Genomic DNA, 10000 nt, shown 5'->3' on the forward strand with positions numbered 1-10000 from the left:
TAGAAGCCGCTATCCAGGTGTTGGATAAAGTAGGCTGTAACTTTAACTATGAATATGTTGAAGCTGGCTTAACTGCTTTAGAAACTACCGGTGAATTACTGCCACAGGCAACGCTGGACGCTATTGCCCGCAACAAAATCACTTTAAAAGGCCCTTTAACTACACCAGTAGGTGAAGGTTTCACTTCAATTAACGTGACTTTGCGTAAAAAGTTCAACCTGTACTCTAACGTTCGTCCGGTGATTTCGTTCAAAGGCACTAAAGCGCGCTACGAAAATATCGATATTATTACAGTGCGTGAAAACACTGAAGGCATGTATTCAGGTGCTGGCCAGATTGTGAAAAACGAAGGTGAGCTGGCTGAAGCAATGAGTGTAGTGACCCGCGAAGGTTCTGAACGTATTGTTGAGTTCGCCTTTGAATTGGCTCGTCGCGAAAAGCGTAAAAAAGTCACTATTGTTCACAAAGCCAACATCCTGAAATCTACTTCTGGCCTGTTCTTAAAAACTGCCCGTGAAGTAGCGTTACGTTACCCTGATATTCAGGCCAGCGAGATGATCGTTGATAACGCTTGTATGCAGCTGGTGATGAACCCACAACAGTTTGACGTCATTGTGACCACCAATCTGTTTGGCGATATTTTATCTGACTTATGTGCGGGTTTAGTCGGCGGTTTAGGTATGGCACCAGGTGCGAATATCGGCAAAGACTGCGCTATTTTTGAAGCAGTACACGGTAGTGCGCCGGACATTGCAGGTAAAAACCTGGCCAACCCAAGCTCGGTGATTTTAGCTTCTATCCAGATGCTGGAATATCTGGGCATGAAAGATAAAGCAGAAAAAATTCTGGCCGCTTTAACTGATGTGATTGCATCAGGTGACCGTACCACCCGTGATTTAGGCGGTAGCCACGGCACGACAGACTTTACAGCAGCTATGCTGGAACGTTTATAAGCACGTTGAAAACCGCCTCAGGGCGGTTTTTTTATAGCTGCGACTTGTTCAATCCAGAAAACAGCGCAGAGTATTCAGCTTAAATTTTATGATTAAAATTTTTTAACTTCGGGGAGTTATATCGATGTATCAGTTGTACTATTCACCAAGCACCGCCAGTATGGCACCCCATATTCTGTTGGAAGAACTGGGTGTACCTTATGAGCTGGTGTTAACGGACACAGCCAAAGGTTCACATAAAACAGCTGACTATCTGGCATTAAACCCTAACGGCACTATTCCAACCTTGCTCGATCAGGGTCAGGTTATTTTTGAAACTGCAGCTATTTGCCTGCATTTAGTCGACAGCCACCCGGATAAGAAACTATTCCCCGCGCCAGGTACTCTGCAACGTGCACAAGCCTACAAATGGCTGATTTGGTTGTCCGCCACCTTACAAAGCACTTTAGTGGTGTATTTTTATCCTGAGCGTTGGGTGAGTTCAGAGCAAAATGCAGCTGATGTAAAACGTCATGCCCAGCAAAAAGCCCAAGGCTTGCTAGAACAAATGGACAAACATTTAGCCAGTCACTGTAGCCCCTGGTTTTTAGGTGAAGAGTTTTCGCTGGTCGATATTTACGCCATGATGTTATGTCGCTGGACTCGTCACTTCGACGATAAAAAAGCACGGGATTACCCTTTTATCGCGCTCTGGGTACAAAAGGTATTAGCCCGCCCTGCAGTGCAAAAAGTGATGGATTATGATGGCTTAGTGAAGCCTTATGTATGACAAAGGCAGGGATTATCCCTGCCTTCTTTCTTTATTGGTTTTGCAAAAAGCTGTATTAAAACTTCCTCACATGCACTGTCACTTCCTCGCGGTCGTGGTACAAGTGTTTGGCCTGAAACTCTACATCAAGCCCAGCTTCGTCTAACTTTTGCTGCATCATCTCCAGCACTTCAACCACAGTTTCGTAGCGTTTTTTCATTGGCAGTTTCAGGTTAAAAATACTTTCCTGACACCACTCGTTGATCAACCAATCACAGACCAACTGCCCCACACGCTGAGGTTTTTCAATCATGTCGCACACCAGCCAGTACACGTTTTTCTTATCCGGGCTGAATTTAAAACCGTCAACCTGGAAGTGTTTGACCTGGCCTGTGTCCATTAATGACTGCGCCATCATACCGTTGTCTATAGCTGTGACCATCATGCTGCGTTTCACCAGCTGATAAGTCCAGCCACCAGGACAAGCGCCCAAATCCACAGCTCTCATACCGGAAGTTAGACGGGTGTCCCATTCATCTTTTGGAATGAACTGAAGAAAAGCTTCTTCCAGTTTTAACGTGCTACGGCTTGGTGCATCAGCAGGAAATTTTAACCGCATAATACCGTTTTCCAGCGGGCTGTTATTTTCCGGGTAAGAAATCCCTAAATAAGCACTGCTGCCACTTAGCATAAATAAATGCAGCACAGCAGCACGGGAGTTTTCTTTTTGCAGCAGTACACCCGCTTTACGTAATGACTGGCGTAGCGGCACTGTCAGTTTACGCGCCAAAGTTGATAAAGTTTTGCCGTCGTTGGTTTCAGGGTATTCCACCCTGATCTCACCAAAAGCAGACAGTTCAGCCGCTAAAGCGGATTCAACTACAGTGGTAATACGATCAGCAGGGTCTAATTGCAGCAAATCGTCCACCAGTAAAAACCACTGACGTGCAAAGATTAAGTTCGTGAAGTCATAGTCACGGTAAAACGCAGCTAAAGCATCACTGTCATAAGCTTCAAAAATGACAAAAGCTGCGTCTTTGGTCAGTTTGCAAAAACCAAACACCTCTTGCTGCGACGCTTTATCCTGAATTTCACCGGCACATTCTTTCTCAAAACCTGAACGGCAATACAGCAAAAGTTGGTTCATGCTGCACCTCCATGTGCAGCACCCTGACGGGCAGCCTGCGTCTGTGAAAATTGTCTATCCTGCCAATTTTTCATCTTCATCTTATTTCCTGATCCAAGGGCTGATGGCCAAAGCCAGCCAGCTTAAAATAAGCAACTGGCCGCCTAAAGGTGCCAGAGCAGAAACATGTAAAGGCAGCTTAAATACGCCAGCTACCAGAGTATAAACAAAGGACCAAAGCCCTATTTGCATAGCGCAGGCGCAGATGCGACTGAACCATGGGCTTTGTTGTTGCAGCTTGTCAAAGGCCGATAAGGTCAATAAAGCCAAGGCATGAAAAGCTAAGATAAAACCCGCACTTAACAGCACTGCCAGTTGCTCTGTCGCTATAGTGCCACGCCATAAATGCATTAAAGCAGCGGCTGAACCTACAGTGACAGCGCCATAAAAGGCAGCCAGGCTTGCGTTAATCTTCCAGAATACGTTCATCAATAAAACTCCGACTCAGACGAGCTGCTTGTGCAATAAGTTGCTGCTGACTAATACCTGATTTCTTTAATGGTACAAAGTCATGATCACCACTTGGTAACCAATTTATTTCTAGCAGAGGCCAGATTTTATCAGCCAGTTCATCTTTATTGCCAAATGGATCCCGCTCACCTTGCAGCACCAGTACAGGCCTTGTTAAAGCGGCAAAGTGCTCAGTTCGCCAACTATGCTTTTTCGGTGGATGAAAAGGATAACCAAAAGCTATCACGCCTTTTACGTGCGCAGGCAGCAGCTCTGAGGCTGCAAGCAGTGTAGCTACCCGCCCCCCCATAGATTTACCTGCAATAAACAAAGGCAAATCTGCAGGTAATTGGCTTATTTGTTCAACAAGTTCTGCCACTAACACCGGCATTTTCGGCGGCAATTGCCTGCTGCCTGCCAAGGTCTTTAGCATATAGGTAAAATTAAATCCCCAGACTTCAATCCCCACTGCGGCTAGCTCTTTGGCCAGTTGCAGACAAAAATCTGACCGCACTGAAGCACCAGCACCATGACAGAGCAGCAATCTGGCAACAGCTTTATCAGCGTTAACAACAAAACTTTGAGCTAATAACTCCGCCATCTGTTAATCCGGCGTTGAATTATTAAAATGTTGTTCGGCAAAATCCTGCTGATCCAGTTCAACCTGCTTTGCCATCCATTGCCTGAACGCGACAATTTTACCCAGCTCAGTCTGATTTTCACGGCAGACCAGATAGTGCGAGTCTTTACTTAGCAGTACATGATGAAAAGGCACTATTAAACGGCCAGAGTTAATGTCGGGTCTGGCCATAACGTTATGGGCCAAAGCCACCCCCTGTCCATGTATAGCCGCCTGCAATACCATAGCAGTGTGCGAAAAAATGGGCCCCTGATTCACATTAAAGTTTTTAATACCCTGACTGACAAACCAGTCTTTCCAGGCCTGACGTGAACCATCGTGCAACAAGGTATGGTGGCGTAAATCCGCTACTTCTTTTAGTGGTTTAGTGCCGTTTAACAACAAAGGTGAACAAACAGGCAGCAGATATTCAGTGTGCAGTTTGTCTGCATGTAAATTACGCCAGTTGCCACGACCATAATAAATAGCCACGTCCACATCGTCTGTTAACGAACCTTCGTCGGAGTCAACCGCTTTAATACGCACATCTATATCGGAATGTTCTTCACTGAATAAACTTAAACGTGGCACCAGCCACTGAATAGCGAAGCTTGGCTGCAAGCTTACTGTAAGAGAACCTTTTGCTCCCCGGGCTAATAACTTTTCAGTAGCTTCATGCAGCTGCAAAAAAATTTCTTTAATGTCTAAAAAGAAACTCTGACCTTCTTCAGTTAACAGCAATGAGCGGTTTTTCCGCATAAAGAGCTTTAGACCTAAATGGTCTTCCAGCGCTTTGATCTGGTGACTAATAGCAGCCTGAGTGACAAACATCTCTTCAGCTGCTTTGGTAAAACTCAGATGACGGGCCGCAGTTTCAAAAGCTTTTAACGCATTTAATGGGGGTAAGCGCCGAACCATAGTCCGCAACCTCAGAAAGGGTGGTATTCAATTATTTTTTCTAATGCGAATTATAAAGAAAGGTGCGACTTTAAACCAGCCACGCCTTTGAGATTAGCTGGATTTATTTAACCTGAACTCGGGTTAATGAGTGTCGATACTTTTCGGTTTAACTAATAAAATCAATTAATTAAAGATACATTTGTTAAACGCTGAAATCTTAATGGACTGAATGAGCAGATTTTTGTGGATCTCAAGGCGCTTTGTCGTAAGCCATAGCAAGCTATGGCTAGGCAGAGCAAGGCACAGAGGCGCGAAAAGATGCCTATTCAGCGACGCGGCTTATCCCGAGTTCTGGTTATTAAGCTTTAGGAACGTAACCTTCGATCTGAACTTCTTTGCCTTCAAATAAAAATTGCTGCATTTGCTCTTCCAGCAATTTACGATGTTCCAGATTCATCATATTCAGCTTTTTTTCGTTGATCAGCATAATTTGCTTAGCCTGCCATAAAGACCAGGCTTCTTTGCTGATGTTATCGAAGATTTTTTTGCCAAGCTCCCCCGGGTACAGCTGAAAATCTAAACCTGCTGCTTCTTTTTGCAAATAAACACAAAATACCTGACGGGACATTCTTCACCTCAATGCTTAGCTTCTAAAAAGGCCGATATTGTAAACGACTTCAGCAAGGGCTGTTAGTTTTTATTCAGCCAGTTTTTTTCAATCCAGCTGCGAATAGGAGCTGGTAAACCAATCTCCATGACCTCAGCTTTGTTATACCAGCTACTCGCCGCAGGTTCAGACAAAGTCGAAACCGGATGCCAAACCGAAGCCTCTAGCTTGTAATGCGAAAACACATGCTGAAACTGACCTTGCAGTGTGGCTTGCTGCAAAGCTGCAGCATCTTCATCAACCTGGGGTAAGGACCACAGATCTGCCCAAATACCTGAATCAGGTCTTTTTTGCAGCAAGAGTTTATTGTCTTGTTCTATCCACAAAAAATGCCCTGCTTTGGTTGGAGTGCTCTTTTTAGGTTTAGCTGTGGGCAGCTCTGCAACACGGCCTGTATTAAAAGCCAGACATTGAGTTTTAAGCGGGCAGGTTAAACAATCAGCTTGCTTGGGTTTGCAGACCGTAGCGCCTAAATCCAGCAAAGCCTGAGCAAAACGTCTGTTGTTTTGTTTTGGCGTTAATAAATCGGCCAAAGCCCACAACTTTTTATCCACTGCAGATGAAGTCGGCACACCTTCTATGCCAAATAAACGACAAAATAATCGCCGGACATTGCCATCCACAATCGGGCCATAAGCATCATAAGCAAAAGAGCGGATAGCACCAGCTGTGTAACGACCAATACCGGGAATGGTTAATAAGTCATTTAATTCAAAAGGAAACTCACCTAAATCAAACACTATGTATTTTGCTGCTTTGTGTAAGTTACGGGCTCTGGCGTAATAGCCTAAACCTTGCCACAACGCCATTACAGTGTCGGTATCAGCAGTGGCTAAGGCATGAATATCTGGTAGCTTTTGCATCCAGCGCTGAAAATACGGGATCACTGTAGTGACCTGAGTTTGCTGTAACATCAGCTCGCTAACCATCACTCTGTATGGGCTGGGGTCTTGTTGCCATGGCAAGGCATTTCGACCATAGTTTTTTTGCCAGTCGACTAACGTATCGGCAAAAAGATCAGGGCAGGTTAAATACTCAGAAGTCAGCACAGCAATAAGCACTCAAGGTTAGTTTTTCAAAACGGCGCTCAGCCTAGCATTTTTTCCTATTGTTGTTGAATCAAGATTAGCGGTTGAGCATTAGCGGCAGAACAAGGATAATACGCGCCGCATTCGATAGCACTTCATGCAGTTGCATTCTGCATTATATTTTTTGGAGACCAAGATGACCCACCCGGAACAACCAAACACAGAGCCACAGGACGATGAGCTTCAGGAAAACAAATACCTGCGCCGCATCCGTAGTTTTGTTTTAAGGGAAGGTCGTCTGACCAAAGGCCAGCAGCGCAGTTTAGATTTATTCTGGCCAACTATGGGTCTTGAGCATCAAGCTATGCCTTACGATATGAAAGCCGTGTTTGGCCGCGAAGCCGACTTAGTGCTGGAAATTGGTTTTGGTATGGGCAAATCTTTGGTGCAAATGGCTAAAGCTGCGCCAGATAGAGACTTTATTGGTATCGAAGTACATAAGCCAGGTGTAGGTGCTTGTTTAGGTGAAGCAGAAACTGAAGGCGTTAAAAACCTGCGGGTGTTCGAACACGATGCCATCGAAATTTTAAATGACTCTATTGCAGACAATAGCTTAAGCACAGTACAGCTGTTTTTCCCTGATCCATGGCATAAAAAACGTCACCATAAAAGACGTATTGTTCAGGCTGAGTTCGCTCAGTTGTTACGCCGCAAATTAAAAATCGGCGGTGTATTTCATATGGCAACTGACTGGGAAAACTACGCTGAACATATGCTGGAAGTGATGAAAGTTGCCGAGGGTTACAGCAACCTGTCAGAAACCAATGACTATGTGCCACGTCCTGAGCATAGACCTCTGACTAAATTCGAAAACCGTGGTGTCAATTTAGGCCATGGCGTTTGGGATTTAATGTTCAGGAAGGAAAGCTAATATGTTAGACAATACCAGTCAGCTGCTGCTGCGCAATATTGATTTTTTATCAGGCAAAGTGCTGCTGGTAGAACCTATGGCCGATCGGCTGGCCGCTGAACTAAAACAACAAAACCAAGAGCTTGAGTTATTTTGTTTAACTTCAAACGTAGCTGTTGCTAATAACTGGCAGCAGCAAAGCAAATGCCCTTGTTATTTGGGTGATACCTTACCCGCCGATTTAACAGTCGACAAAGTGGTGCTGTTTTACCCTAAAAGCAAAGATCAGCTGCAAAGCTCTTTAGCTCAGATTAAAACAGTACTAAAAGACAAAACCGAAGTTTATCTGGTTGGCGATAATAAGGGCGGCATCAAGAGCTTAGGTAATCAGGCAGAAAAACTGGGTTTAAAAGCCTTTAAACATGACAATGCCAAACACTGCTTATGGTTTGAATTAGATGGTTTATTGCAAAGTGAATTAAAAACAGCTGAGTTTCATCAGTTTAGTATCGAAAAAGCTGGCATCAGCTTAAAGCTTTGCTCTTTGCCAGGCGTGTTTAATCATGGCAAGTTGGATTTAGGCACTAACTTACTGCTGGAGCATTTAGGCCATATTCAGCAAGGTAAAGTGTTGGATTTTGCTTGTGGTGCAGGTTTTATCGGTGCATTCCTGGTAAAAAGACACCCTGAAATTAAGCTAACAGCTTCTGATATCAGCACTTTAGCTGTCAGCTCTACTGCGGCTACGTTAAAGGCGAATAAACTGCCGGGTGAAACTATAGTGGCGGATGGTATTCCATCACGCAGTGCAGCTTATGATCATATTGTCAGTAACCCGCCTTTCCATACTGGCTTAAAAACCGACTACCATATCAGCGAGCAGTTTTTCCGCGACGCTTTTAATGAATTGAAACCAGGTGGTACTTTAACTTTAGTGGCTAATGTGCATTTGCCTTATGTGGCTCAATTGACTGAAATTTTTGGTCAGGTAAAAGAGCTTGGTCGTCGTGATGGTTTTGTGGTTTATTATTGTAAAAAAGACCGCAAATAAAAGGATCTACTGATGAGACTGGTTTTAGTACTGTTATCCGTACTTAGTATTTGCACTTTTAGCAGTGTTGAAGCGGCTGAATGTATTCAATCGCCAGAACGTACTTTAGCTTGTCCGCATCAAATCTATCGGCTTGGTCAGTTAGAAAACATGGCAAAACCTGCCATGTTATGTATCTGTGTAGCTGATTTTAAAGAGTTTTTAACAGAACCAGCTGACAGAGATGAAGCTCATAAGCAGAAGCTGAAGCGTCTAAAACTGGAATACGCTTTGGGTCAGAAAATAGAACCTATTTTGCAAGTTTTAAGAGATTAACACTGAGCTATTTCAGTCAGCGCAAGACTATCTGACGAGGGTGAAACTCGCCTAAATACTCTTCAGCCTGTTGCAGTAAAGCTGGAACCAGAAATAACTTTCCCTGTTCAACCCAATAAATAGCATGCTGCTCAAACATAATAGCCAGTTTAATCGCCTTATTTTTATCACAAAGCACAGCCCAGCTTTTCTCCTGAAAACTCAAGTCAGGTGAGCAACCTACTATTTCACGATATGGAACATTCATGCTATCTAGTGTGTTGGCAAAGTGACTATCGAGCAATAAGTTTCTGGAGGGATTCTGGACATGGCCACAAGGATTTTGGGCGCTGATAATAGCAAAATTTATTTGGTCACCAAGAGGTTGATGGCACAAAAATACACTCGTTTTGTAGTTATCCCATAAGTCCATGGTTTTTCCTCTGCATCACAAGTGCGTCAACTATATACCCTTCTTGGATCAAGCTGCAACTTTACAACTAAGTACCTGTTGTTCTGCAAAGCCGTTGCGATGCTTTTATTTTTGTCTGCCAGCTAACTGGTGAAAATTTGCAAATGCGTGTAACTTCAATATTATAGCTTCGATAACAGATTGACGGATGGCGGAAGGATTAATGGGTCCAGCTTTAAAAGCAAGTTCAATCAAAGGTGCTCTGATTTGGGTTGTGATGCTGATTTGCAGCATTACTCTTTGTATTTCTCTGACTATTGCCACTATTCAGGATATTAAGGCTGAAAAGAAAAACCTGTCAGAACAACTCAATTCTTATGCAGCTATTATTGCCTTTAACGCCGTAGGTTCTATTGAAATAGACGACTCAGAAATAGAAGACAGACGTCTTGCTTCGTTCGCGGCCGAATCAAGATTACACAATATTCATATCTACAAGCTGCAGGACAATGGCGAGCTTAGCTTTTTTTCCAGCTATAACAGAAGAGATGTGGGTCCCTTTCCGACTCAGTTCAACAAAGTCGAACAGTACCAGAACGCCACTATAGGCGATGGTGTCATGGAGCTGACAAAAAGAATCGAATCTGATGGAAAGTTAACAGGTTATGTCTACATACGTGCCAGTCTGGAAGAGTTAAGCCGCTATGTGCAAAACAGAGTTTTATTCGATATTTTAATAGCTCTTTGCTCTTTAATTGGTGCTTTTATTATCGCCAACAGAT

General features: G+C 43.8%; 12 protein-coding genes and 1 pseudogene. 6 read left to right on the plus strand and 7 right to left on the minus strand.

Going from position 1 to position 10000, the window contains the following annotated elements; all coding sequences use genetic code 11:
- Both LDL40_RS08270 and LDL40_RS08275 read left to right on the plus strand, forming a co-directional pair.
- The coding region (locus LDL40_RS08270; RefSeq protein WP_300994794.1) for an isocitrate dehydrogenase at window positions 1-953 on the plus strand (953 nt) is incomplete at its 5' end.
- A 124-nt stretch (window positions 954-1077) separates the two neighbouring features.
- Window positions 1078-1722: a glutathione S-transferase family protein gene (locus LDL40_RS08275; RefSeq protein ID WP_300994796.1), complete on the plus strand. Its 645-nt coding sequence runs from the start codon at window positions 1078-1080 to the stop codon at window positions 1720-1722.
- A gap of 55 nt (window positions 1723-1777) precedes the next feature.
- Here the strand turns inward: LDL40_RS08275 and rlmM are convergent, their stop codons facing one another.
- The 6 genes from rlmM to mutY all read right to left on the minus strand — a co-directional run bounded on the left by rlmM (window position 1778) and on the right by mutY (window position 6572).
- Window positions 1778-2848 (minus strand): 23S rRNA (cytidine(2498)-2'-O)-methyltransferase RlmM, encoded by a 1071-nt coding sequence (gene rlmM / locus LDL40_RS08280; RefSeq protein ID WP_300994797.1) that lies wholly within the window; start codon window positions 2846-2848, stop codon window positions 1778-1780.
- Between the two features lie 81 nt (window positions 2849-2929).
- Window positions 2930-3316: a DUF423 domain-containing protein gene (locus LDL40_RS08285; protein ID WP_300994798.1), complete on the minus strand. Its 387-nt coding sequence runs from the start codon at window positions 3314-3316 to the stop codon at window positions 2930-2932.
- Window positions 3294-3938, minus strand: a complete 645-nt coding sequence (locus tag LDL40_RS08290) for an alpha/beta fold hydrolase (RefSeq protein WP_300994799.1) — start codon at window positions 3936-3938, stop codon at window positions 3294-3296. The genes LDL40_RS08285 and LDL40_RS08290 overlap by 23 nt, the downstream gene beginning before the upstream one ends.
- Before the next feature lie 3 nt (window positions 3939-3941).
- A complete protein-coding gene (locus tag LDL40_RS08295; RefSeq protein ID WP_300994801.1) occupies window positions 3942-4874 on the minus strand; it encodes a transcriptional regulator GcvA in 933 nt (310 codons plus the stop codon).
- Window positions 4875-5214: 340 nt separating this feature from the next.
- The gene (locus tag LDL40_RS08300; RefSeq protein ID WP_300994802.1) at window positions 5215-5484 is read right to left on the minus strand and encodes an oxidative damage protection protein; all 270 of its coding nucleotides are present in this window, start codon (window positions 5482-5484) and stop codon (window positions 5215-5217) included.
- A 62-nt stretch (window positions 5485-5546) separates the two neighbouring features.
- Window positions 5547-6572, minus strand: a complete 1026-nt coding sequence (gene mutY / locus LDL40_RS08305; protein WP_300994803.1) for an A/G-specific adenine glycosylase — start codon at window positions 6570-6572, stop codon at window positions 5547-5549.
- Window positions 6573-6747: 175 nt separating this feature from the next.
- Here mutY and trmB point away from each other — a divergent pair, with 175 nt between their 5' ends.
- From trmB to LDL40_RS08320, 3 genes are read left to right on the plus strand one after another with little or no spacing between them, the layout of a single operon-like run.
- A complete protein-coding gene (gene trmB, locus LDL40_RS08310) occupies window positions 6748-7482 on the plus strand; it encodes a tRNA (guanosine(46)-N7)-methyltransferase TrmB (RefSeq protein WP_300994804.1) in 735 nt (244 codons plus the stop codon).
- Window position 7483: 1 nt separating this feature from the next.
- Window positions 7484-8512: a class I SAM-dependent methyltransferase gene (locus LDL40_RS08315; protein WP_300994805.1), complete on the plus strand. Its 1029-nt coding sequence runs from the start codon at window positions 7484-7486 to the stop codon at window positions 8510-8512.
- A gap of 12 nt (window positions 8513-8524) precedes the next feature.
- Complete coding sequence (locus LDL40_RS08320; protein ID WP_300994806.1) at window positions 8525-8827, plus strand: hypothetical protein; 303 nt, start codon at window positions 8525-8527, stop codon at window positions 8825-8827.
- A 16-nt stretch (window positions 8828-8843) separates the two neighbouring features.
- Here the strand turns inward: LDL40_RS08320 and LDL40_RS08325 are convergent, their stop codons facing one another.
- Window positions 8844-9239 carry a DUF3293 domain-containing protein gene (locus LDL40_RS08325; RefSeq protein ID WP_300994807.1) on the minus strand — a complete coding sequence of 132 codons (396 nt, stop codon included), beginning with the start codon at window positions 9237-9239 and terminating at the stop codon, window positions 8844-8846.
- A 202-nt stretch (window positions 9240-9441) separates the two neighbouring features.
- On the opposite strand from LDL40_RS08325, the pseudogene LDL40_RS08330 reads away from it, so the two are divergent.
- Window positions 9442-10000: pseudogene (locus tag LDL40_RS08330) on the plus strand (HAMP domain-containing histidine kinase); the annotation flags it as partial.

Origin of the sequence: Rheinheimera sp., from assembly GCF_020217005.1 — a bacterium.
In the GTDB taxonomy this organism is placed as follows: domain Bacteria; phylum Pseudomonadota; class Gammaproteobacteria; order Enterobacterales; family Alteromonadaceae; genus Pararheinheimera.

Bases quoted from the DNA above. Each gene is read 5' to 3' on its own strand.
- LDL40_RS08315 (WP_300994805.1), top strand. From the start codon at position 7,484: ATGTTAGACAATACCAGTCAGCTGCTGCTGCGCAATATTGATTTTTTA.
- LDL40_RS08300 (WP_300994802.1), bottom strand. From the start codon at position 5,484: ATGTCCCGTCAGGTATTTTGTGTTTATTTGCAAAAAGAAGCAGCAGGT.
- LDL40_RS08320 (WP_300994806.1), top strand. From the start codon at position 8,525: ATGAGACTGGTTTTAGTACTGTTATCCGTACTTAGTATTTGCACTTTT.
- LDL40_RS08295 (WP_300994801.1), bottom strand. From the start codon at position 4,874: ATGGTTCGGCGCTTACCCCCATTAAATGCGTTAAAAGCTTTTGAAACT.
- rlmM (WP_300994797.1), bottom strand. From the start codon at position 2,848: ATGAACCAACTTTTGCTGTATTGCCGTTCAGGTTTTGAGAAAGAATGT.
- LDL40_RS08275 (WP_300994796.1), top strand. From the start codon at position 1,078: ATGTATCAGTTGTACTATTCACCAAGCACCGCCAGTATGGCACCCCAT.
- LDL40_RS08290 (WP_300994799.1), bottom strand. From the start codon at position 3,938: ATGGCGGAGTTATTAGCTCAAAGTTTTGTTGTTAACGCTGATAAAGCT.
- trmB (WP_300994804.1), top strand. From the start codon at position 6,748: ATGACCCACCCGGAACAACCAAACACAGAGCCACAGGACGATGAGCTT.
- LDL40_RS08325 (WP_300994807.1), bottom strand. From the start codon at position 9,239: ATGGACTTATGGGATAACTACAAAACGAGTGTATTTTTGTGCCATCAA.
- LDL40_RS08285 (WP_300994798.1), bottom strand. From the start codon at position 3,316: ATGAACGTATTCTGGAAGATTAACGCAAGCCTGGCTGCCTTTTATGGC.